Origin of the sequence: Blattabacterium punctulatus (assembly GCF_003226695.1) — a bacterium.
Classification (GTDB): domain Bacteria; phylum Bacteroidota; class Bacteroidia; order Flavobacteriales; family Blattabacteriaceae; genus Blattabacterium; species Blattabacterium punctulatus.
This window is the reverse complement of the sequence record NZ_CP029808.1, coordinates 304,933-329,626: the sequence shown is the minus strand read 5'-3', so window position 1 is coordinate 329,626 and position 24,694 is coordinate 304,933. Positions and strand designations below refer to the sequence as shown.

Genomic DNA, 24,694 nt, shown 5'->3' with positions numbered 1-24,694 from the left:
TTCATACTCTACTAATTCTATTTTTATGCTAAAAAATAAAGATCCAATAAAAGGATGGAGAAAAGAGAATAAATCCCCTTCCCTTTCTGAGGTTTTTTCTACTGTTTCTGTTCCTAAAAAAAAAGGAATATGGAGAAAATTTTTTGCTTTTACTGGACCAGGACTATTAATTGCTGTAGGGTATATGGATCCAGGAAATTGGGCAACAGATATTGCTGGAGGGTCTAAATTCGGATACATGCTTTTATCCGTTATTTTTATATCCAATATTTTTGCTATCATTTTGCAACATTTGTCTTTAAAATTAGGAATTGTTTGTGAACGAGATTTAGCACAAGCCTGTAGGGATCATTATCCTACCTTTATTAGTTTTATATTATGGATTTTATGCGAAATTGCTATTGCTTCATGTGACTTAGCAGAAATCATTGGTTCCGTATTAGCCTTAAAATTACTTTTTGGAATTCCCATTACGTGGGGGGTATTAATTACGACTATAGATGTTTTACTCATTTTATTTTTTCAATATAAAGGATTCAGATACATTGAAAGTGTGGTAGCTGTATTAATTTTTACAATTTTGATTTGTTTTAGTTTTGAAATTATTAGTTCTAAACCAGAAATTTTACCCATTTTAAAAGGAATTATTCCAAATCCTGAAATCATTAAAAATTCACATTCTTTCTACATTTCTATTGGAATACTAGGAGCAACTGTAATGCCTCACAATCTTTACCTACATTCAAGTATCATACAAACAAGGAACTACCAACGGACTATTGAAGGTAAAAAAATGGCCATAAAATATGCGACTATAGATAGTACATTATCTTTATCTTTAGCTTTTTTTATCAATGCAGCAATATTAATCATATCTGCAGCAACTTTTCATAAATATGGGCATACAGAAGTAGCAGATATTCTGGATGCACATAAACTTTTATCGCCTATACTAGGATCTAGTCTTTCTGGAGTTTTTTTTGCACTAGCTTTACTAGCCTCAGGACAAAATTCTACACTTACTGGAACTTTATCTGGACAAATTGTGATGGAAGGATTCCTACATATACGATTAAAACCTTGGGTTAGAAGACTAATAACTAGGTTAATTGCTATCGTTCCTGCTATGATAGCCTCAATTATTTATGGAGAAAAAGGAACTGCAGAATTACTAATAATTAGTCAAATAATTTTATCAATCCAATTAAGTTTTGCAATTATTCCTTTAGTTAATTTTACAGGAGATTATAATAAAATGGGATTATTTGTCAATGGACCTTTTTTAAAAATATTATCTTGGTTTATCACTATTATCATTGTTCTATTAAATTTAGTCTTATTATATAATACCTTTCAATAATTTTAAATTAAGTCGTATCAGGAAGACAATACTTCAAAATTTAGAGTGAACTCTTTTTTACGATGTAAACGTATACTTACCTGATGTTTTCCAATTGTCTTAATGACTTTATTACCAGGAATTCTTATAGATTTTTTTTCTATAGAAATTCCTTTTTTATTTAAAACTTTCATTAGTTCTTGATTGTTAATGGAACCGAATAGTTTTCCTCCTTTTCCTACTTTAGCTTTTATTTTTATAGTTAATTTTTTTAATTTTTTTTCTATTTCTTTGGATTTTTCGATTAAAAAACTTTCCTTTTTATAGCGTTGTTTCAATATTTCATGAATATTTTTTATTGTTCCAGGAAGTGCTAAAACTGCATAATCATTAGGAATTAAATAGTTTCTAGCATAACCGGGTTTAACATCTAATTCATCGTATTGAAACCCTAAATTTTCCACGTCTTTTTTGAGAATAATTTTCATATTATCTTAAATCATCTGTCACAAAAGGTAAAAGACCAATTTGTCTACATCTTTTTATAGCAGAATTTAATTTGTTTTGATTTTTTTGTCGAGTACCTGTAATACGACGTGGTAAAATTTTACCTTGTGCATTCAAAAATTTTATTAAAAATGTAGGATCCTTATAATCTATATACTTTATATTACTTTTTTCAAAAAAACAATATTTTTTTTCTAATTTTGTTTCTATTTTAAGAGGCGATAAGTATCTTAAATCGCTATCACCTCCTTTTTTTTTTATATTTTTTTGATCTATATCTTCTAAAATCATAATTCTATTCTTTGTCCTGTTTAAAAAATTTATTTTTTCTCCTTTCTGCATATTCTATTCCATATTTATTTAATTTTACAGTAATAAAACGTAAAATTCGTTCATCTTGTCTTAATTTCAATTCTAAATCAGATACTAAGTTAGAATTTAATAAAAATTCAAATAAATGATAACAACCACTTTGTTTTTTTTGAATTGGATAAGCTAATTTTTTTAACCCCCAATGTTCTTGATAAACTATTTTTCCATTTTTTTTTATTAGATAATTTTCATATTCCTTTGCCGTTTTTTTTGCTTGATCATCAGACAAAACTGGTGTAATTATCATTATATTTTCATAATGTTTAAGCATTTGAATTTTTTTTTCAAAAATGTAAATCTATATCTTTTTTCAACAAAAAGAATCATTATCAATTTTTTCTTTAATTTTTTTCATCATATTTTCTATACGTCGTATACTTTCTTCTTTACCTAATATTTCCAATATCATGAAAATGTCCGATCCTTTTAAAGATCCTACTAAAGATAAACGAAATAGTTGCATTATTTCACGTATATTTTTATCGTAGATTCTTTTTTTTAACAAAAATCTTAAATTTACGGATGTAAATTTCTGAACCTTGGATAATGATTCTTTACAAAGTTTTAATTGATCAATAGTATTTTGATGACAAATTTTATCAAAAAAACTGGGATCATAATAACTAGGATAAACAAAAAAGTAAGAAGAATGTTCCCAAATTTCATGAATAAAATTAATCCTATTTATTGTTAGATGGATCACTTTCCATAAATAATCTTTTTCATAGAAAAGAGAACGATTTTGGAGTTCTGTACAAAGAAATGAAAATATTTCTTCTTTTTTTTTATTTAAATATTGTTTATTGTACCAATTTGCCTTATTTAGATTAAAAGTAACTCCAGATTTATTGATTTTTTCTAAAGAAAAAGAATTTTTTAATTCTTGTAAAGAAAAAATTTCTTTTTTTCCTCCAGGATTCCATCCTAAAAAAGCTAGCATATTAACAAAAGCTTCTGGAAAATAACCTAGCTCTCTGTATCCTTGAATAATGGTTTTGTGACCGGGAACTTTCCATCGCAAAGGAAATATAGGAAAATCTAAACTTTCTGCATTTCGTTTGCTTATTTTTCCTTTTCCATCATCTCTTAATATTAAAGGTAAATGTGCAAAAAGAGGAGGTATCCAACCAAATGAACGATACAACAATAGGTGCAATGGCATGGAGGGGATCCATTCTTCTCCTCTTATTACATGAGTAATTTTCATTAAATAATCGTCTATAGTATTAGCTAAATGATAAGTAGCAACTCCATTAGATTTTAATAATACTTTATCGTCTAAAGTATCTGTATTTACCATAATAGTTCCACGTATTATATCCTGTATTTTCAATTTTTCTCCAGGTTTAATTTTAAATCTAATGACATAGGAAGTCCCATCATTTAATTTGTAAGATAATTGTTTTTTTGTCATGGTTAAGGAATTATTAAGGTACATTCGTACTCTTGCATTATAAGAAAAAGTTAATCCACGATCGGAATATTCCTTTCTTTTTTTATTAAGTTCCTGATCTGTATCAAAAGCATAATAAGCATCCCCTTTCTCTAACAGTTTATTTAAATAAATACGATAAATATATCCACGTTGAGATTGATAATAAGGAAAATATTTACCACCATAACCAACTCCTTCATCAGGTTCAATCTGGCACCATTTTAATGTTTCCAAAATATAGGATTCAGAATTTGGAACAAATCTTTTTCTATCCGTATCTTCTATTCTAAGAATAAATGTTCCTCGATTTTTTTTAGCAAAAAGATAGTTATATAAAGCAGTCCTTATTCCACCTAAATGTAGTGGGCCTGTAGGACTAGGGGCAAAACGAACTCTGATACATGACATACTTTTCTTTTTTCTTTATTTTCCAATACAAAATTTGGAGAATATGTTTTTTAGTACCTCTTCATTAGTGATTTCACCGGTAATTTTTCCTAAATGATGTAAAGCCTCTTTGATATGTATAGAAACTAAATCTTCTGGTACTTTTTTACTTAATGCATCATGAGCAAGTAATACTTCCTTTAAGGATTTTTTCAATGCTTCATAATGTCGGTTTTGTGTTACAATAATATTTTTTTCTTTTAATTTTTCAATGAATAACTGACTTAAAGTATAGAGAATTTTTTTTATACCGTGATGATTTTTTGCAGAAATTTCAAAAAAATAAGAAAACTTTGATTTTAAGTTATAGAAGTCTTTAAAAGAGGATAAATCCGATTTATTAGCAATCAATAAAATTTTTTTAAGTGGATTTTTTTCGTGTATAATTTGAATTTTTTTGAGAATTTTTTTCTGTTTTTTTCTATCATTTTTAGAGGCATCCAAAAGGTATAATAGGACTTGAGCTTCTTGTATTTTTTCCATAGTCTTTCTAACCCCCATTTTTTCAATTGTATCTTTTGGATCTCTAATTCCTGCTGTATCCACAAAATGAAAATGTATACCATTCAAAATCAATTCTCCTTCTATACTATCTCTAGTTGTACCTTCTATGTTAGATATAATCGAACGGCTTTCCTTAATTACGTAATTGAATAACGTAGATTTACCTACATTTGGTTCTCCAATAATGACTACATAAATTCCTTTTTTTATAGAATTTCCTAGAGAAAAAGATTCAATTAAATCTTTTAAAGTTTCTTCTAAATCCTTTAAGAAAGAAAAAAGATCGGATCTTTTTGCAAAGATCACATTTTCTTCAGAAAAGTCCAGTTCTAATTCTAATAAGGAATAAAAATCCAATAATTTTTTCCGTAAATTTTTAATAGTACTAGTTAAGGCTCCCTTTATTTGTTGCAAAGATAATTCATGAGAGGCTTGATTATCCGATAATATAAGATCTGCTATAGCTTCTGCTTGAGATAAATCCATTTTTTTATTTAAAAATGCACGAAATGTAAATTCTCCAGGACGAGCTAAACGTATTCCTTTTCTGATTAACAATTGTAAAATCTGTTGTTGAATATAATAAGATCCATGACAAGATATTTCTATCATATTTTCTCCTGTATAAGAAAAAGGAGATCTAAATATAGATACTAAAACTTGATCCAAATAATTTCTTCTACTACTATCACTTCTATCATCTATATTATCTACAACAATATATCCTAAATGAATAGTATGAGTGGATTGATTTTCCAATTTTTTTCCATAATGAACGGAACTAAAAATAGTTTCAACGGTGGATATAGATTTTTTTCCAGAAATACGAATAACCGAAATTGCACTGGAACCAGTAGGAGTAGCTAAAGCCACAATGGTATCATCATCAAACATAAAAAAAAATATTTATTAATCAAATAAAATTCCACAAAAAATAAGTATTTTTTTGAATTTATTTTTTATTTTATGATGTATTTATATGAATTTTACCATTTATTTTATGATACTCTTAAAAAAGTATATCCAGAAATACAGGAATTAAATCATCTATTTTTTATTCTAACAACTCATGTTTTTAAATGTGATAAAATAAAAATAATCTTAAAATTAAGTATAAAGGAAAAAATAGATAATTTCATATACAAAAAATTGATAAGAAAATTATGGGAATTGAAAAAAAATAGACCCATTCAATATGTAATTGGAAAGACCGAATTTTTTGGAATGGATTTCCTTGTTAATGAAAAAGTTTTTATCCCAAGACCAGAAACAGAAGAATTAGTATCTTGGATAATAAATGATTACAAAATAAAGAATAGTAAAAATATTCAAATATTTGATATTGGCACAGGATGTGGATGTATTAGTATTACTTTAAAAAAAAAACTTCCTAAAATACGTTCTATTCATGCAATCGATCTTTCTCATGAAGTCCTTTCTATAGCAAGAATAAATTCAAAATTACATAACGTAAAAATTTTTTTAAGAAAAGTTGATATTCTTCATAATTTAATTTTTTTAAAAAAAATAAAAAAATATCCCGTTAATATTATCGTGAGTAATCCTCCATATATAAGAGTATCTGAAAAAAAATTTATACATCCCAATATTTTTCAATATGAACCTTTTCAAGCTTTATTTGTTCCAGATGAGGATCCATTCATTTTTTATAAAAAAATTATTTATTGGATAAAAAAAAGGTTTACTGGTGTAGTAGTCTATGTTTATTTTGAGATCAACCAATTTATTCATTTAGATTTTATTCATTTTATGAAAAAATACGGGTTTACGGATATAGAAATTAGAAAAGATTTTCAAGGGGTTTTCCGAATGATTCGTGCAAAATATTAATTAAATGAATGAAATGAATAATAAAAAAAAATATATCAAAGAAAAAATATACAAACTAAGAAAAGAATTATCAGAATACAATTATCAATATTATATCTTAGATACTTATAATGTATCGGATTACGAATTTGATAAAAAATTGAGAGAATTATATTTATTAGAAAAAAAAAATCCAGAATTCTATGATCCTAAATCCCCTACAATAAGAATCGGTGTAAGTATTCATCCCAAAAAATATGGATCTACAATCATTTATCATAAATATAAAATGTACTCCCTTCAAAATACCTATTCTAAAAGTGAATTAATGATTTGGAAAAATCGAATTGATAAATCTATTTCTTTTTATTCTTTCGTGTGTGAACTAAAATATGATGGAGTATCCATTAATTTAATCTATCAAAATGGATTATTAACCAATGCCGTAACTCGTGGAGATGGTAAAAAAGGAGAAAATGTTACAAAAAATGTACGAACCATAAAATCAATTCCCATAAAATTAATTGGAGAAACCTATCCTAGGTATCTTGAAATACGTGGAGAAATTTTTATTCCTAAAAAAAAATTTATAGAAATCAATATAGAACGAAAAAAAAAAGGAATAATTCCTTATTCTAATCCAAGAAATACAGCTAGTGGTATCCTAAAAATTAAGGATTCCAAAGAATTATATAAAAGAAATCTATCTTGTATTGTATACACGGTTATAGGAAAAAATCTTCCTTTTTATACACAATATCAATCTTTCAAATACCTACGAAATTGGGGATTCAAAGTACCAGAAACGGCTATGCTTTGTAAAACAACAAAGGATATATTTCATTTCATGGACTATTGGAATCTATGGAAGAATCATCTACCCTATCATATTGACGGGATAGTAATTAAGGTGAATGAGTACCAAAAACAATATATTTTAGGATTTACGAATAAATATCCAAGATGGGCAATTGCTTATAAATTTAGACAAAGATTATCAGAAACAAAGTTGTTAAACATAAAATTTCAAGTAGGACGTACTGGGATCATTACCCCTGTAGCTTATGTACGTCCTACCAATATTTCTGGAACCATGGTGAAAAAAGTTTCTCTTTATAATGATCGTTTTATACAAAAAATGGACCTCCATTATGGAGATTCTATTTTTTTGGAAAAAGGAGGGGATGTCATTCCTAAAGTGACCAAAATAAATGTAAAAAAACGATTGCTCAATGCCAATCCTATATCTTTCTTAAAAAAATGTCCATCATGTGATAGTTCTTTAAGAAAAAAAAATAAATTGTTATACTGTTCCAATAATAACTGTCCTTCTCAAAGGATTGGAAAAATACAACATTTTGTAAGTATACAAGCAATGAATATACAAGGAATTGGAAATAAAATGATTAAAAAACTATATAAAAAGGGTTTTGTATACAGAATTTCCGATTTATATAGATTAAAAAAGGAAGAATTTCTTCAACTTAAGGGAGTTAAAGAAAAATTAACAAATAATATAATAAAAAATATAGAAAAATCTAAATATAATTCTTATTATAGAGTTTTATATGGATTAGGAATTCCTCATGTAGGAGAATATATTTCTAAAAAGTTAACAGAAACCTTTACAGATATCAATCATTTGATCAATGCAGATTATAATATTTTAACGTCTATTTCAGGTATAGGTAAAAAAATAGCAAAAAGTATAAGTACTTATTTTTCAATCATGGAAAATAAAAAGATGGTAGAACAACTTATAAAATATGGATTAAATTTTTCAAAAAAATATTCTATAATTGAAGGAAAATCTATAATTGAAGGAAAATCTATAATTGAAGGAAAATCTTTTGTTTTTACAGGAAAACTATCTTGTATGTCACGGAATATAGCTAAAAATATGGTAGAAATTTTAGGTGGAAAAGTATTTAGTACTGTTAATAATCAAATTAATTTTATCGTTGTTGGAAAAAATTTTGGTTCCAAATTAGAAAAAGGAATGAAAAAAAATAATGTGAAAATTTTAACTGAAGATATTTTTATTGAGCTCCTTAAAAAGGAAAATAAAGAAAAATAAATCAAATCTTAACAGAATTATTAAGAATAGTATAAAAAAAAGGGATATGAAGTCTATATTTAAGGTTTTTTTTTTCATATAGAAAACAGTATATTTAAATATAGGTGATGATAATTTTATTAATCATCATTTGCATCATTTAAGTAAGAAATCTATTTTTTTATGTTACTAAAAAATATATTTACCGAATCTGGATTCGAGTCTGAAGCAGAATTTATCCCTTTAATGAGTCAAGATGAAGAAGATCAGCTTCTTAAAGATGACATACCAGAACAATTATGTATATTAACAGTGAGAAATATGGTTTTGTATTCTGGGATCGTTTTTCCTATTATAGCCGGAAAAAGTGGATCAATTCAATTATTACAAGATGCTTATGGATTGGATAAAACGGTTGGGGTATTAACACAAAAAAATTCTGTAATAGAAAATCTTAGTGAAAAAGATTTATATACTATAGGAACAGTAGCTAAAATATTGAAATTGTTAAAAATGCCTGATGGAAATACTACTGTCATTTTACAAGGAAAAAGGAGATTTAAAGTGAACCGTTTTATTCAAAACGATCCATATTTTAAAGCAGAAATTATAGCGTTAAAAGAAAATAAACCGTCTTGTAAAGATAAGGAATACCTTGCTTTGGTAGAATCGATCAAGGAAATTGCCATAAAAATTATTCAGGATAATCCCAATATTCCATCAGAAGCCAGTATTGCTATTCGTAATATAGAAAGTCCTTCTTTTTTAATCAATTTTGTAGCTGCTAATATGAATTTAGCTACTAGAGATAAACAAAAATTATTAGAATACAATGATTTAAAAAAAAGAGCTATGGAAACATTACGTTTCCTTAACGTAGAACATCAACAAATAAAATTAAAAAATGATATTCAGTCCCGTGTTCGTAGTGATATGGATCAACAACAGAGAGAATATTTTTTACATCAACAAATTAAAGCTATACAAGAAGAATTAGGTGATATTTCTTATGAAAAAGAAATTGATGAAATGCGTGCTAAAGCTTCCAAAAAAAAATGGCCTAAAGAGGCTAAAAAACAGTTTGATAGAGAACTACTTAAAATGCAAAGAACGAACCCCCAAATGCCAGAATATACGGTTCAAAGAAATTATCTAGAATTCCTGATTGATCTTCCATGGGGTCGATATTCAAAAGATAATTTCAATTTAGAATTTGCACAAAAAATATTGGATAGAGATCATTACGGATTAGAAAAAGTTAAAGAACGGATTATAGAATATTTAGCTGTATTAAAATTAAGAGGGGATATGCGTTCTCCTATTCTATGCTTTTATGGTCCACCTGGAGTAGGAAAAACATCTTTGGGTAGATCTATAGCTACCGCTCTTAAAAGAAAATATGTACGTGTTTCTTTAGGAGGATTACACGATGAATCGGAAATACGTGGTCATAGAAGAACTTATATTGGAGCTATGCCAGGACGGCTGTTACAATCTATACGAAAAGTAGGAACTTCCAATCCAGTTTTTGTAATTGACGAGATCGATAAAATGGGATTAGGAACAAATGGAGATCCATCTTCGGCTATGTTAGAAGTTTTAGATCCGGAACAAAATACTTCTTTTTACGATAATTTTTTAGAAATGGGTTATGATCTATCAAAAGTATTGTTTATTGCTACAGCAAATTCTCTTTCTAATATACAAGCGGCTCTTATAGATCGGATGGAGGTTATCGAAATGAATGGATATACGGTAGAAGAAAAAACTCCAATTGTAAAAAAACATATTTTACCTAAGCAATTGAAAGAAAATGGATTGAAAAAATCTGATTTATTACTTGGTAATAAACAAATTGAAAAGGTCATTGAAAGTTATACCCGAGAATCGGGTTTAAGAACTCTAGAAAAACATATTGCTAAATTAGCCCGTTATGCAGCAAAGCATATTGCTATGAATAAAAAATATGTAAAACGTTTAAATATTGAAAAAATAGAGGAAATTCTTGGAATTCCAAATGATCCAGATCGTTATGAAGGAAATAATATTACAGGAGTCGTTACAGGTTTAGCTTGGACTAATTTTGGTGGAGATATTTTATATATTGAATCTAGTCTTTCCAAAGGAAAAGGAAATTTAAGTATTACCGGTAATTTAGGAGATGTTATGAAAGAATCTGCAACAATTGCTTTGCAATATATTAAAGCTCATTATGAAGAATTTCATATTGATCCTAAAATGTTTGAAGAACAAAATGTACATGTTCATGTACCGGAAGGTGCTGTACCTAAAGATGGTCCATCTGCAGGAATTGCTATGTTAACTTCTCTTGTATCCAGTTATAAAAATAGGAAATTAAAACCTCATTTAGCTATGACTGGAGAAATAACTTTAAGAGGTAAAGTCCTACCTGTAGGAGGAATTAAAGAAAAAATATTAGCTGCTAAAAGGGCTAATATCAAAGAAATTATTCTTTCACAGGATAATAAAAAAGATGTAGAAGAAATTAAACAAGACCACTTAAAAGGATTAACCTTTGATTATGTTAGAGACATGAATGATGTAGTTCATTTATCCCTATTATAATAGATTTTATAATCCAAAATACATTCTATTTTTTTTATATATATTGTTGAAAAATATGAATCATACAGTTCATAGAGAACAGTTAATACAAATAGGAATAAAATTCGGTACTCCACTTTATATAATATATGATTATGGAAAAATAGAGATCCAATATCTCTATATAAAGATGAAAAAAAATTTTAGTAGTGTAAAAAAATTTAAGAATTCATTATGCTTGTAAAGAAAACACCAATTTGAATATTTAAAAATTTTTACAAAAATTGAAAAGTCGAACTAGGATTAAAATATGGATTCCATCCAAAAAATATTATATTTACTCCTAACTGTTTTTCTATACAAGAAATAAAAAAAGCGGTTGATTTCGGAGTTCGAATCAACATAGAAGATAATCTATCTATTTTAGAACAATTTTTTTGGAAATTATTATCAAGATTATCCTGTAGGATTAAGAATAAATCCACATATTATGGATGGAGTAAATTATAAAATTTCAGTGGACATGTAGATTATAAATTTGGAATATCTTACCATAAAAAAATTACTCATATGAAAAGAATATTAAAAAATAAAGTCCTAAAAATAGGGTGGATTCATATATATGCATACAGTATCTGATATTTTAGATATCAATTTTTTTTTTACGAGTAGCTAAAATATTATTTCAAATAGCTATCGATTTCCCCAATTTTGATTATATTGATTTTGGAAGTATATTTTCCGTTCCATATAAAAAAAATGATATAAAAACGGATCTTTATTTTTTAAGTAATTCTCTTACAGAGTAGTTTCAATCTTTTTGTAAATATTATAGTAGCCATGGTACTTTGATATTGGAACCATGAAAATTTATAGTTAGTGAATATACGGATATTTTTTAGTTAATGTTAATGTGATCAAACCTAACAATTATACCGTATTTTCTGGAGTATATTTCGGTTTTAATTATTTTATTAGAGCCATGTTTTATGAGACTTATCACTACATTGAAAATATTTCTAATCCGTATGGTCGTTTTCGTTTTTATCCAGTAGTAGGATATATTTGTGAATCGTATACCTTTGGGTTAAATCGTAAGATTTCATAAATCATGGAAGGGGATATTTTGTGTGATTCAAAATGTGGGGGCTTACTATTTTTCTATGTCCTCCAATAATTATAATTATCGTTATAGACCTTCTTAGGTAATGATTATTAAAGGAAAATATTTTCTGATAATAAGAAGAGAAACTATGCAAGATCTTATTAGAAATATCGTGGATATAATAAAAATATAAAAAAAATGGAGAGATGGCAGAGTGGTTAATTGCGGCGGTCTTGAAAACCGTTGAGGTTTTATTCCTCCGGGGGTTCGAATCCCTCTCTCTCCGCAAATTTTTATATGGATTGAAATAAATTTTTATATGATTCAATTCCATACTTAAAAATTTTTAATTTTACTAAAAATAAGATGATGGAATTCCCCTTTTTTATAGAATATTTTAAATCTAGTTTATCATTTTTTTTTACTGTAAATTTGAACTAAAAATTACCTTTTAAGTCTAACTTATATGGAAAAAATATCTGAAATAATAATATTCCTAAGTAATCATGGATAAATATAACTTTACCATAACTGATAGTTTTATATTTTTTTTCCTTAATTAAGGTTTTTACTCAATTTCATACAAAAAAAAATATTAAAAATTATCCATCCAAAGAAACTTTAATAAGACTACTTACACTATATTCGTAAAAAATGGATATTTATGTATATTTTCGATATCAAATAATAAAAAATGATTCCTTTTTTGGAATCATTTTCTAATGAAAATACATTCATTACTCATATATTTATTTTTTTTAATTTTTTTAGTTGTTTTTCAACCTTTTCATTTGTTATTTTTTTAAATAACAATATAGATTTTCCCAATACATGTCCGGGACATAAAATTTCTTCTTTGTTTGCTATTTTTTTCCAAAAAAACGCTTTTAAACGTAGCATTTTTAATAATTTTTTTGCTGTATATGGAAGAAAAATATCGGATAATTGCGCTAACATTCCAACAATTTGGAAAGAAACATAAATAATGGGTTTAAATCTTTGATTAGATAAACCTTTCCAAGGTTCTTCTTTTGTTAAATACTTGTTTCCAAGTCTAGCCAAATCCATAAAGCATACTAAAGCATCACGAAATTGAAAAGATTCGATCAAATTACCTATATTTTCTGGATATTTTTTTATTTTTTTTAAAATATCTTTATCCCTAATCGATAGAATTCCAGGATTAGGAATAATTCCATTGTTATATTTTTGAATTAAAGTTATACTTCTATTCACGAAATTTCCTAATATAGCTACTAATTCCGTATTATTTTTTCTTTGAAAATCTGTCCAATTAAAATTATTATCTTTTTTTTCTGGCATATTGGCTATGAGAATGTAACGAAGTGAATCCTGTTGATTTGGGAAATCCTCCAAATATTCATGTAGCCATACGCCCCAATTTCTAGAAGTAGAAATTTTATGATTTTCTAAATGAAGAAATTCATTAGCAATAATCTTATCCGGTAAAATATATCCAAGATTACACGCTTTAAGTATAACTGGAAAAATAATGCAATGAAATACAATATTATCTTTTCCTATAAATTGAATTAATCGAGTATTCTTATTTTTCCAATAAGGCTTCCAGTCTATTTTTTTACGATTTGCCCATTCTATGGTAGAGGAAATATATCCTATGGGTGCCTCAAACCATACATATAGAACTTTTCCTATTTCTTTCGGAAAAGGAATAGGGATCCCCCAATTCAGATCTCTTGTTATAGCACGAGGTTGTAATCCTTTATCTAACCATGATTTTGATTGTCCATAGACATTGACTTTCCAATCTTTTTTATGATCTGTTAAAATCCATTTTTCTAAAAATTCTTGATATTCGTTTAAAGGTAAATACCAATGTTTAGTTTTTTTTAAAACGGGTAAACTACCACTGATAGTAGATCGTGGATCTATTAATTCATCAGAACTTAACGAATAACCACAATTTTCACATTGATCTCCATAAGCATCCTTTTTTTTACAATGAGGACATTTTCCGGATATATATCTATCTGCTAAAAATTGTTTAGCTTCGTTATCATAATATTGTTCAGATACTTTTTCAAAAATTTTTTTTTCTTTATAAAGTTTTTTAAAAAAATTAGTCGAAATTTCGTGATGAATCATTGTAGAAGTTCTGGAATAGTTGTCAAAATGTATTCCAAAATTAGTAAAACTCTCTTGAATCATGAAATGATATTTGTTTACTATTTCTTTAGGAGTAGTATTTTCCTTTTTAGCTTGTATAGTAATAGGAACTCCATGTTCATCCGATCCACATATAAAAACAACCTCTTTATTTTTTCGTCTAAGAAAACGAACAAAAATATCTGCCGGTAAATAAACCCCCGCCAAATGCCCTATATGGATTGGTCCATTTGCATATGGAAAGGCCGCTGTTACTATATATTTATTTGATTTTTTCATAAATTATAACTACCTAATCTTACAAAATTAGTAGCATTATTATGAAAAAGAAATTTTTCATAAAAATTATTATTAAATATGAATAATAAAAAATTATTTTTAATAGATACATATACAATCCTTTATCAAGGATATTATGCTTATATAAATAATCCTCTTTGTACTTCTAAAGGCCTAAATACTTCTCCTATCTTTAATTTTACTTATTTGTTGATTAATACCCTTAATGAAGAAAAACCTTCCTATATGGCTGCAATTTTTGATAGCAGTAAAAAAACTATTCGTAAAAAAGAATATCATAAATATAAAGCTCATAGAAAAAAAACACCAAAAGATATTTCTATTGCTATTCCTTATGTGATAAATATTTTAAAATCTTTTAGTATTTCCTTTTTTTATGCTAAATATGGCTACGAAGCAGATGATCTTATCGGAACTATAGCAAAAAAAGCAGAAAAAAAAGGATATATAATTTATATAATTACTTTAGATAAAGATTTTTGCCAACTTGTTACAAACAATATAAAAATTTTTAGACCGCCTTTTAAAGGAAATCCAAAAAAAATATTAGGTATTGAAGAAATAAAAGAAAAATTTGGGGTAAAAAACCCAAAACAAGTTATAGATTTATGGAGTATGATGGGGGATAATTCGGATAATATTCCAGGACTACCAGGAATAGGAGAAAAAAATGCTAGAAAATTTATTCAAAAGTATGGAACTCTTGAAAATTTTTTAAATTCCACTCATGATCTTAGTGGAAAAATTAAAAAAAATATTGAAGAAAATAAAGAATTAGGTTTTTTATCTAAAAGATTAGCAACAATTATTACTAATATTCCTCTTTTTTATTTTCATGATGAAAAATTTTATATAAAAAAACCAAATTGGAATTCCATAGAAAAAATATTTTTGGAATTAGAATTTCGAATATTATTAAAAAAGGCCTATCAATATTTTCTTTTTAGAATGAAATAAAAAAAATAAAATCTAATTTTTTGTTCTATAAAACTTATGTTTTTTTATATACTTCCAAACTTCTGTTTGAAGTAAATGGTTCATATTCTTTCCTTTTTGAATAGAATTTCGAATGAAAGAAGAAGATATTTCAATAATTGGCGCTTTCAAAAAAAATATTTTATTATGTTGAATAGGGATAAAAAAATGATTATAGTTAGAGAAAGGCCCAATACGAGGGTATACTAAAATATCATATTTATTTAAAATTATTTTATAATTTTTCCATTTTTTGATAGAATATAAAGTATCTATTCCTATAATGATAGTAAATTTATCTTTAGGATATTTTTTTTCTATAACATAAAGTGTATTAATAGTATAAGAAGGGTAACATCCAGATTCTATATCTAGAACACTCATTTTTTTATAACCGGAAACGGCTATACGAAGCATTTTAACTCTATGAACATAATCTAAAAGATTCGTTTTTTTTTTAGGGGATTTTGTGGAGATACTACGAACCAAATATGATCTATATCTAAAAATTCTACTATATGGTTAGAAAGAATAATATGTCCTAAATGAATAGGGTTAAAGGATCCAAAATAAAGTCCTATTTTCATAATACCGAAAAAAAATAAAAAAAAATACCGATCTGCATTGCAGACTCGATATTTTTTTGTGTTATCTTTTAAAGTAACTTCACACGATAACTCAATCCTAAAGAAATAAAATGATTATTTTTATTTTCTTGTTTAACTATATCCATATATTTTATATTTTTTCTTTGATATACAAAATATAAATTTAGATCCTCATTATGTTTAATAGGTTGATATTCTATACCACCATAATAAGTATATCCCTTTTTGAATAATTGATTTTTTCCAATAATTTTATTAATTTCTTTTTTAGATCTTCCTAGTTCATACACTCCTTTCGCAAATAAGTTCCATCTTGGAATAAAGTTGTATTTAAATTTAAGGAAATATGTTCCATATTTTATAGAGGATACCTCCTTGGTAAGAAAACGAAAAATTTGTGTAAAATGTCTATTTTTTTCTATATCTTCATCACTCAATATATAATCTGATTCCAGAGAAATAGGTTTGAAATCTAATTTACTTCCCAATGCTAAAACTTTCCAAAAGTGATCCTTTACCATCTCTTGAAAAATAGAATATGACCATCTATTTTGTATTTTTTTATGTAATAAATTCCAATTCCAATTCAAAGAATATCCCATAGGATTACTTTCATTTTGAATTGAATTATTTCCCTTATTCAAATGATTTACAATTTGAAATCGAAATTCCTGATTTTTTTTTGGAGTATAAATAAAATTTATCCCAATAGGATTCTCCTCATTTTTGTATAGATCTGGATACTTATATACCTGAAGAGATTTTGAATTATATTCCATACTTCCAAAAGAAATTGGTTGTTTTCCTATCAAAAAAGATAGTTGATCATTGAGTTTGCATTTCAAATAAGCTATATCCATTTTTGTATCAATATGATAAGATTCAGGATACAGATTAATTTTTTGTACAAAACGATAATCAATATTTTCATTGGCCTTTCCTATCAAGTCTAATTTCAAAAAGTCTTCCGAAAAAATTCCTCCATCAAAAACATCTTTTTCAACTTTAGAAGAAATACTACTAATAAAATCTATATACATGTTCAAATTCCTATCTTCATGTTTTTCTATGTTTTTTTTTAATATTTCTTCTTTTTTTGTTTTGCTATGTATACCATAAAAAGGATAGAAAAAAACTAAAAGAAGAAGAAAAAAGATAGTTTTTATTTTTTTCATTTTTTTCAATATTTTTTTATATAATATAATAATTAAATTCCTTTATACATAATTAATTATGGATAATAAAATTCAGAATAAAAGAATGTACAAAAATTTTACGAAAAAAAAAGAAAAAAATATTATGGAAACTATTCTTGGTGTTTTTTTATTAGGGAATAGCCTATTCTTATTTTTAAGCTTTTTTTCTTTTATTTTTCATTGGAAAAATGATCAAAGTCAAATTAACCAACTATTTGATAAAGATATAGTAGCAGAAAATTTACTTGGAAAAATAGGAGCAACTCTATCTCACTATTTTATACACTGTGGAATAGGAATTAGTTCCTTTTTTTTTCCAATATTCTTTTTTTTAATAGGGTTAAAAATACTTTTTAGAGGAATCCTTATATTGAATATTTATAAATTCATAACATATAAATTTTTATTTTTTAGTATATGGATCCCAATCACATTTTATCTTATTTTTCCTAATTATGGAATATTAAGTGGTGTTTTTGGGTTTGAAATCGGAAATTTTTTGATAAGTTTATTGGGAAAAGTAGGATTAGGAATTCTAGTATTGACTAGCTTTTTACTTTATTACGTAATCATATTTCGTCATATAAAAAATACTAAAAAATTAAAAAAAGAAAAGGAAAAAAATTGCAAAGACAATAAGGGTCTATTACTCAAACTATTCCATAATTTTAAAAAAAATTTTTTCAATTATAAAAAATATGAAAAAAAGGAATATGCTATTGATAATCATCCATTTTTTATTAATTTTAAAGAAAAAAAAAGTAGGATAGATATCCCTATTTTATCTTCTTCTATTTCTATTCATGAAGAGAAAAAAGAAAAATATCTAGAAAAAGATAATAAAAAAAAAATACTACAAATACTTAACTATTATAAAATAGGAATCGATCAAATAAAGTGCACTATAGGACCTAATATCACTTTGTACGAAATATTTCCTAAGGTAGGTGTACGAATTTCAAAAATAAAAAACTTAGAAAATGAGATAGCTTTAAATTTATCTTCTTTAAGTATAAGAATTATAGCTCCAATACCTGGAAAAGGTTCTATTGGAATAGAAGTTCCAAATAATCCAACTACTACCGTATATATGAAAAACATCCTTTATTCAGAAGAAATTTTCAAGAAAAGTACCAATATGGAACTTCCCATTGCCTTAGGAAAAACAGTATTTAATGAAACTTTTATTGTAGATCTAACAAAAATGCCTCATTTGCTGATAGCAGGATCCACTGGACAAGGAAAATCAGTAGGATTAAATTCTATAATTGTATTCTTATTATGTCAAAAAAATACAGAAGATATTAAATTTATTTTGATTGATCCAAAAAAAGTAGAATTATCTATTTACAAAAAAATTTCAAAATCTTATTTTGCTATGTTGCCTAATTCCAAAGAACCTATCATTACAAACATATATGAAGTAAAAAATATATTAAATTCTTTATGCAAAGAAATGGATAAACGATATGATATTTTGGAAAAATCTATGGTAAGAAATATCAAAGAATACAATATAAAATATGAAAAAAAATATCATTTTCCTTATATTATCCTAATTATTGATGAATTTGCAGATTTAAGTTTTTCTTTTCAACAAAAAAAAATAGAAATATATATTACTCGTTTAGCACAGTTATCCCGTGCAGTAGGTATTCATTTAATTATTTCTACACAACGTCCATCGGTAGATGTGATTACTGGATTAATTAAATCTAATTTTACTGCAAGAATTGCCTTTAGAGTTAGTTCTAAAATAGATTCTAGAACTATACTAGATTGCACAGGAGCGGAACAACTCATTGGAAGAGGAGACCTGTTATTTTCCAATAAAAATGAATTAATCCGGTTACAATGTCCTTTCATAGATCTATCAGATATTCAAAAGATTATTTCTTTTTATGGAAAAAAAAACTTAAAAAAAAACGAATACTTTTTTTTACCGTATCCGGATGAATAATTGATAAAAAATACTTTTTATTATCTTAATAATCAATCAATTAATAAAAATAACATAATGTTAAAACTAAAAAAACTGGATCTATATATGATTCGTTTATTTATAGTTCCTTTTTTAGTTATTTTTTTTTCGGTAATTTTTGTATTTATCGTTCAATTTTTTTGGAGTAAAATTGATGAATTAACAGGAAAAGATATTAATATTTTCATCATCCTAAAATTTATATTTTATTTTGGTATTACGATAGTTCCTTTAGTAACTCCAATTTCTATATTGTTAACTTCTATCATGACTTATGGAGAAATATCAGAAACCCAAGAACTGATATCAATTAAATCTTCTGGAATTTCCCTTTTTAGGATTATGAAACCTATTTTAGGTTTAACATTCCTCCTTTCCTTAGGTTTATATTTTTTCTCTGATTATGCCATTCCAAAAGCAAAAAAAAAAGCGAAAGAATTAGGTTATCAAATTTCAGTAGCCCATCCATCTTTAAAGTTAAAGGAAGGAATGTTTGTTAACATTTTTCCCGATTTTTTCATAAAGATAGATAAACAATCAGGAAAAGATAAAAATCATATGAATGGGATATTCATTTTTTTTTATGAAAAAAATTTATTTATCAATACTATTCTTGCTAAAGAAGGAATTTTGATACCAAATAGAGAAGATGGGTCCTTTCGGATCAAACTCATTAATGGTTTTTTTTATAGTGACCACCATGATGAAAAAAAAATACCATCTTATCAAATCGTTCAATTTGATACTTTAATTCAATATTTTAAAATACCTTTGATAGAAGATAAAATAAAAAACTTAGAGGATTATGATTCTTATCAAACTTTTGATACAATCAAATTGATCGAAAAAATAAATTTTTTAAAAAAAGAAAAAAATCAATTTGATTCTGAATTTAAGAAAAAAAATTACGATTTTCTTTTTTTAAAAAAAAAATTGGAAAAAATTTCAAATAATAGATCTATTATCCTATATAAGAAAATGATAGATCGTTTATCCTTTTTGATAGAAAAACTTAAATATCAAAAAAAAATTCTAAAAAAAAGAAAAATAAATTTAGCAAAGTATCAATTAGAATTGCAAAAAAAATTTATATTTCCAGTAACATGCATTATAATGTTTCTTACGGGTGCTCCAATAGGAGCTCTTATACGAAAAGGGGGAATTGGTTTTCCAACTATTATGGCAATAACTATATTCATCATTTATCATACTTTACTTACCATTACACAAAATCAAGGAGAGAAAGCTGATATTTATCCATGGATAAGTGCTTGGATCCCAAATTTTACTTTTTTTCCTATCAGTATATGGATTACTTATAAAACTGTAATGGATGATTTTTAAATCATACTAAGAAAATAAAAATAGAGGATTTAGATGGCTTTTTATTTTTCTGATAAAAACAAAAAATTGTTTAATCTAAATGGTATTGAAGAATCATTACAGGATATCCAAAATGGAAAAATAATTATTGTGGTTGATGATGAAAATCGTGAAAATGAAGGGGATTTTATTGTTTCAGCAGAAAAAATAACTCCTAAAATTGTTAATTTTTTGATCACTCATGGAAGAGGATTAGTTTGTGTTTCTTTAACCGAGGAAAAATGTGATCAATTAGAACTTACAATGATGGTAAAAAAGAACACAGATCCTAGAAAAACGGCTTTTACGGTATCTGTAGATGTACGAGGTTATGGAGTTCGAACAGGAATATCTGTTTTCGATAGAGCAAAGACAATCCTAGCACTAGTACATGAAGAAACCCCAGAATCTTTTAATAAACCAGGTCATATTTTTCCTCTTCGAGCAAAAAAAGGTGGGGTCCTAGAAAGACCCGGACATACAGAAGCTGCTATTGATATAACTAGATTATCAGGATGTATTCCAGGAGGTGTTTTAGTGGAAATTCTTAATAAAAACGGATCTATGGCACGTCTTCCACAATTAATTCAAATGGCTAAAAAATTTCATATGAAAATTATTTCCATAGAAAATCTCATCCAATATCATAAAAAAGCATCATAGAGTAGTTTATTTTTTTTAAATGCGGTCTGGACGGGATTTGAACCCGCGACCCCATGCGTGACAGGCATGTATTCTAACCAACTGAACTACCAGACCAAAATTTATTGAATTCTTATTATTAAAGAATCTAATTTTTTTCTTATCTCCTCTTTAGAGGCAACTCCAATATGCATATCTTTTTTTTCTCCGTTTTTAAAAAAAAACATGGTAGGAATACTTCGGATTCCATATTTAGAAGAAGTTTTTGGATTTTTATCTACATTTAACTGGAAAACAATAGCTTTTTCTTTATACTCTATGTATAGATCTTTTAATATAGCAGATAAAGTTCTACATGGAGCACACCATGGAGCCCAAAAATCTACTAAAATAGGTTTATCCGATTCAAGAACAACTTTTTCAAAGTTATCATCGTTTATTTCTTGTATCATACTTTTTTCCATTTAAATAAAATAAGAACAAGACAAATTTACCTTTTTTGTTTTAAAATTGAAAGTCTTTTAACAAACGTATGTAAATATCTATTCCATCTAGAATTTCTGAAATAAGAACATACTCATTAGGAGTATGAGAACGGATGCTGTCTCCTACACCAATTTTAATGGTTGAAAATGGCATAATACTTTGGTCAGATAGGGTAGGAGATCCATAAGTTTTTAGACCTATTAATTTTGCTTTTAATACAATGGGATGTATTGGATTTATGAAAGAAGAATGGAAATGTAAAGAACGTGGTTTTATTTTAGAACGAATTTTTTTTTGTATTATTTCCATTAATTCCTCATTGGAATATAATTCATTATTTCTAATGTCAATGACAAAAGAGCATAAATCAGGAATAACATTATGCTGTATCCCCCCTTTTATTTGAGTAACCGTTAATATTGGAAATCCTAGTAATTTAGATTTTCGATCAAATTGAAAATTTCTTAAACATTCTATGTCTTTTGTAGCAATATAGATGGCATTAACCCCTTGATTTCTTGCAGAATGTCCAGTTTTTCCTTCTGAAATTCCATCTAATATGATCAATCCTTTTTCAGCTATTGCCACTTTCATTTTTGTTGGTTCTCCTATTATTCCTAAGTCAATATATCCTAATTCAGGTAAAATGGATCTTACGCCTAATGATCCCGAAATTTCTTCTTCTGCAGTAATAGAAAGTACCAATTTGTAAGGTAATACACATAAATTACTTAAATAGATAAAGGTAGAAATTAAGGAAACCACGGAAGCTCCAGCATCGTTACTTCCTAATCCTATTAACTTATCCTCTTTTTTTATTGCAGTAAAAGGATCAGTTTCCCAATTTTTTCCTGGTTTTACTGTATCATGATGAGAATTCAATAGGATAGTACGAATATTTTTTTTTTTATTATAATTAGTATTTTCTGTCCATATATTGTTAAATTTTCTTTTGATGTAAAATCCATATTTAGAAATATAGTTTTCTATCAGATAAGAGACCTTTTTTTCTTTTTTAGATAGAGATGGAGTATTAATTATTCGTATAAGAAGTTTTATAGCTTCTTCCTTTAAAACTTTCAATTTCACTACAGACATATAATGGTCTTATTATTAAGATCATTTAAATAATATGGGTGACCAATACTTACCTTAGATACTCCATTTTTTAATGCAAGAAAGGCATTTTCTAATTTTGGGATCATCCCATTTTTAATAGTATGATTTTTTCTTATTATTTGAAATAAAGTAAAATCTATTCTTTTTAAATAGGATTCTTCATCATGTAAATCTCGTAATACCCCCTTTTTTTCGAAACAAAAATGTAACTCTATTTCATCCTTAAAATCCTTTTTCAATGATATGGCAATCCATGCAGCTATAGTATCTGCATTCGTATTTAGAAGATTCCCTTTACCATTATGAGTGATAGAACATAATACAGGAACAATATTATTTTTCAAAAGAAATTTTATAAAATAAGTATTAACACTTTTATTGGTGATATCCCCTACATATCCATAATCAATATCGGTATTTTTTTTTTTAAAACGGTAGCATGACTTAAGACAATTTCCATCTGCACCACATAATCCCAAAGCATTACAGTAATAAGATTGTAATATTGCGACAATATTTTTATTTATAAGACCAGCATAGGTCATGACAACTAGGTCAATCGTTTCTTTATCCGTAATCCTTCTTCCTTGTATAAATTTTGGAGTAATCCCCATTTGATCAGAAATAAGGGTAGCCTTTTTTCCTCCACCATGAATTAATATCTTATTTCCTTGTAGTTTTACAAATTCTTTTAAAGAAAAATTAAGCCATTTTTGATCACTAATTAAATTTCCTCCAATTTTTACTATATGTATTTTCATGATAAAGATTGTAAAATTTTCAAGAAAATTATTTGCGAAGCATAAATTCTATTTTCTGCTTGTTGCAAAACAATGGAATTTGGACTATCCAAAACTGAATCTTCCACTACCATATTTCTCCTTACAGGTAAACAGTGCATAAATTTTGCTTTATTGGTTATTTTCATTTTTCTTTCGGTAATCATCCAATCATTATTATTACAGAGTATTTTTCCATAATTTATATAACTACTCCAATTTTTAGCATAAATAAAATCTGCATTTAAAAATGCTTCATTTTGGTTATATGTAGTATAAACTCCATTAGAAAATTCTTCATATAAATCATACTGTTCTGGACAAGTAATGGTTAAATCTATTTCTTCTATTTTGGATATCCATTGGGAAAAGGAATTTGCCACAGAATGTGGCAATGGCTTTACATGAGGAGCCCAACTTAACACCACTTTACATTTTTTTTTAGAAAAAAAAGGTATAAATTCTGCAATGGTCATTACATCCGCTAAAGACTGCAAAGGATGCAAAGTCGCACTTTCCATGTTAACTACGGGGACTTTAGAATAGCTCAATATTTTATTAAAAAGAACTTCATTATAATCATAATCTCTGTCTCTAAGATAAGGAAAAGTTCTTACTGCAAGAATGTCACAATATAAACTCATTACAGAAATAGCCTCCTTTAGATGTTCTTGAGTATCTTTCATCACATTTCCATCTTTCATTTCGATATTCCAGGAATCCCGATGAATATTTAACACCCAAGTATTACTTCCTAAGTTAAAAGCAGCTTTTTGACAACTAATTCTTGTACGTAAACTAGGATTAAAAAATACCAATCCAATTGTTTTATTCTTCCCAATATGTTGAAAACAATATGGATTTTTCTTCAAATTTATGGCTTCTTTAATGATATCATATACGTTTATAACATCTTCAACGCTAAAAAATCTTTTCAT

20 protein-coding genes, 2 tRNA genes and 1 pseudogene are annotated in these 24,694 nt (G+C 26.4%); 9 read left to right on the top strand and 14 right to left on the bottom strand.

The genetic code is table 11. From position 1 onward, the window contains the following. Positions 1–25 precede the first annotated feature (25 nt). The gene (locus DM780_RS01630) at positions 26–1,360 is read left to right on the top strand and encodes an Nramp family divalent metal transporter (protein ID WP_110548721.1); all 1,335 of its coding nucleotides are present in this window, start codon (positions 26–28) and stop codon (positions 1,358–1,360) included. A 17-nt stretch (positions 1,361–1,377) separates the two neighbouring features. Here DM780_RS01630 and rplI read toward each other — a convergent pair whose 3' ends face one another. Genes rplI through mnmE form a run of 5 tightly spaced genes read right to left on the bottom strand, consistent with a single transcriptional unit; the run spans position 1,378 to position 5,498 of the window. Then, the gene (gene rplI, locus DM780_RS01625) at positions 1,378–1,827 is read right to left on the bottom strand and encodes a 50S ribosomal protein L9 (RefSeq protein ID WP_110548720.1); all 450 of its coding nucleotides are present in this window, start codon (positions 1,825–1,827) and stop codon (positions 1,378–1,380) included. Position 1,828: 1 nt separating this feature from the next. Then, a complete protein-coding gene (gene rpsR / locus DM780_RS01620) occupies positions 1,829–2,137 on the bottom strand; it encodes a 30S ribosomal protein S18 (protein WP_110548719.1) in 309 nt (102 codons plus the stop codon). Positions 2,138–2,141: 4 nt separating this feature from the next. Next, positions 2,142–2,489, bottom strand: coding sequence for a 30S ribosomal protein S6 (gene rpsF / locus DM780_RS01615; protein WP_110548718.1), 348 nt, complete (start codon positions 2,487–2,489; stop codon positions 2,142–2,144). 39 nt (positions 2,490–2,528) lie between these two features. Further along, complete coding sequence (gene gltX / locus DM780_RS01610) at positions 2,529–4,061, bottom strand: glutamate--tRNA ligase (protein ID WP_110548717.1); 1,533 nt, start codon at positions 4,059–4,061, stop codon at positions 2,529–2,531. Between the two features lie 15 nt (positions 4,062–4,076). Further along, complete coding sequence (mnmE, locus tag DM780_RS01605) at positions 4,077–5,498, bottom strand: tRNA uridine-5-carboxymethylaminomethyl(34) synthesis GTPase MnmE (RefSeq protein ID WP_110548716.1); 1,422 nt, start codon at positions 5,496–5,498, stop codon at positions 4,077–4,079. Between the two features lie 72 nt (positions 5,499–5,570). Between mnmE and DM780_RS01600 the strand changes: the two genes are divergently transcribed. From DM780_RS01600 to lon, 3 genes are all read left to right on the top strand, one after another. Continuing rightward, positions 5,571–6,455, top strand: coding sequence for a N5-glutamine methyltransferase family protein (locus DM780_RS01600; RefSeq protein ID WP_110548715.1), 885 nt, complete (start codon positions 5,571–5,573; stop codon positions 6,453–6,455). Between the two features lie 13 nt (positions 6,456–6,468). Beyond that, entirely contained in the window at positions 6,469–8,511 is a 2,043-nt protein-coding gene (ligA, locus tag DM780_RS01595; RefSeq protein WP_110548961.1) for an NAD-dependent DNA ligase LigA, read from the top strand. Between the two features lie 162 nt (positions 8,512–8,673). Next, a complete protein-coding gene (lon, locus tag DM780_RS01590) occupies positions 8,674–11,076 on the top strand; it encodes an endopeptidase La (RefSeq protein WP_110548714.1) in 2,403 nt (800 codons plus the stop codon). Between the two features lie 254 nt (positions 11,077–11,330). Here lon and DM780_RS03080 read toward each other — a convergent pair whose 3' ends face one another. Continuing rightward, positions 11,331–11,540, bottom strand: a complete 210-nt coding sequence (locus DM780_RS03080) for a hypothetical protein (RefSeq protein WP_394336182.1) — start codon at positions 11,538–11,540, stop codon at positions 11,331–11,333. An 820-nt stretch (positions 11,541–12,360) separates the two neighbouring features. Between DM780_RS03080 and DM780_RS01580 the strand changes: the two genes are divergently transcribed. Beyond that, positions 12,361–12,446, top strand: a tRNA-Ser gene (locus DM780_RS01580). A gap of 455 nt (positions 12,447–12,901) precedes the next feature. Here DM780_RS01580 and metG read toward each other — a convergent pair. Next, the gene (metG, locus tag DM780_RS01575; protein WP_110548713.1) at positions 12,902–14,587 is read right to left on the bottom strand and encodes a methionine--tRNA ligase; all 1,686 of its coding nucleotides are present in this window, start codon (positions 14,585–14,587) and stop codon (positions 12,902–12,904) included. A 78-nt stretch (positions 14,588–14,665) separates the two neighbouring features. Here metG and DM780_RS01570 point away from each other — a divergent pair, with 78 nt between their 5' ends. After that, positions 14,666–15,565 (top strand): 5'-3' exonuclease, encoded by a 900-nt coding sequence (locus tag DM780_RS01570; RefSeq protein WP_110548712.1) that lies wholly within the window; start codon positions 14,666–14,668, stop codon positions 15,563–15,565. A 12-nt stretch (positions 15,566–15,577) separates the two neighbouring features. On the opposite strand, the pseudogene nadD reads toward DM780_RS01570, so the two are convergent. Together nadD and DM780_RS01560 are read right to left on the bottom strand one after the other, a co-directional pair. Beyond that, positions 15,578–16,170 (bottom strand): annotated as a pseudogene (gene nadD, locus DM780_RS01565) (nicotinate (nicotinamide) nucleotide adenylyltransferase). Positions 16,171–16,238: 68 nt separating this feature from the next. Then, on the bottom strand, positions 16,239–17,366 hold the full coding sequence (locus DM780_RS01560; RefSeq protein ID WP_110548711.1) for a porin: 1,128 nt from the start codon (positions 17,364–17,366) through the stop codon (positions 16,239–16,241). 58 nt (positions 17,367–17,424) lie between these two features. Between DM780_RS01560 and DM780_RS01555 the strand changes: the two genes are divergently transcribed. The 3 genes from DM780_RS01555 to ribB are packed head-to-tail and all read left to right on the top strand — an operon-like array spanning position 17,425 to position 21,393. Next, positions 17,425–19,347: a DNA translocase FtsK 4TM domain-containing protein gene (locus DM780_RS01555; RefSeq protein WP_235611967.1), complete on the top strand. Its 1,923-nt coding sequence runs from the start codon at positions 17,425–17,427 to the stop codon at positions 19,345–19,347. A 57-nt stretch (positions 19,348–19,404) separates the two neighbouring features. Further along, positions 19,405–20,712: an LptF/LptG family permease gene (locus DM780_RS01550; RefSeq protein WP_110548959.1), complete on the top strand. Its 1,308-nt coding sequence runs from the start codon at positions 19,405–19,407 to the stop codon at positions 20,710–20,712. Between the two features lie 33 nt (positions 20,713–20,745). Further along, complete coding sequence (gene ribB, locus DM780_RS01545; protein ID WP_110548710.1) at positions 20,746–21,393, top strand: 3,4-dihydroxy-2-butanone-4-phosphate synthase; 648 nt, start codon at positions 20,746–20,748, stop codon at positions 21,391–21,393. Between the two features lie 22 nt (positions 21,394–21,415). Here ribB and DM780_RS01540 read toward each other — a convergent pair. The 5 genes from DM780_RS01540 to DM780_RS01520 form a co-directional block, all read right to left on the bottom strand. After that, a tRNA-Asp gene (locus DM780_RS01540) sits at positions 21,416–21,489 on the bottom strand. A 5-nt stretch (positions 21,490–21,494) separates the two neighbouring features. After that, positions 21,495–21,824, bottom strand: a complete 330-nt coding sequence (gene trxA / locus DM780_RS01535; RefSeq protein ID WP_110495842.1) for a thioredoxin — start codon at positions 21,822–21,824, stop codon at positions 21,495–21,497. Between the two features lie 52 nt (positions 21,825–21,876). Next, positions 21,877–22,956 (bottom strand): M20 family metallo-hydrolase, encoded by a 1,080-nt coding sequence (locus DM780_RS01530; RefSeq protein WP_110548709.1) that lies wholly within the window; start codon positions 22,954–22,956, stop codon positions 21,877–21,879. After that, positions 22,947–23,738, bottom strand: a complete 792-nt coding sequence (argB, locus tag DM780_RS01525) for an acetylglutamate kinase (protein WP_110548708.1) — start codon at positions 23,736–23,738, stop codon at positions 22,947–22,949. Before argB ends, DM780_RS01530 begins: the two co-directional genes overlap by 10 nt. Continuing rightward, the gene (locus tag DM780_RS01520) at positions 23,735–24,694 is read right to left on the bottom strand and encodes an N-acetylornithine carbamoyltransferase (RefSeq protein ID WP_110548958.1); all 960 of its coding nucleotides are present in this window, start codon (positions 24,692–24,694) and stop codon (positions 23,735–23,737) included. Before DM780_RS01520 ends, argB begins: the two co-directional genes overlap by 4 nt.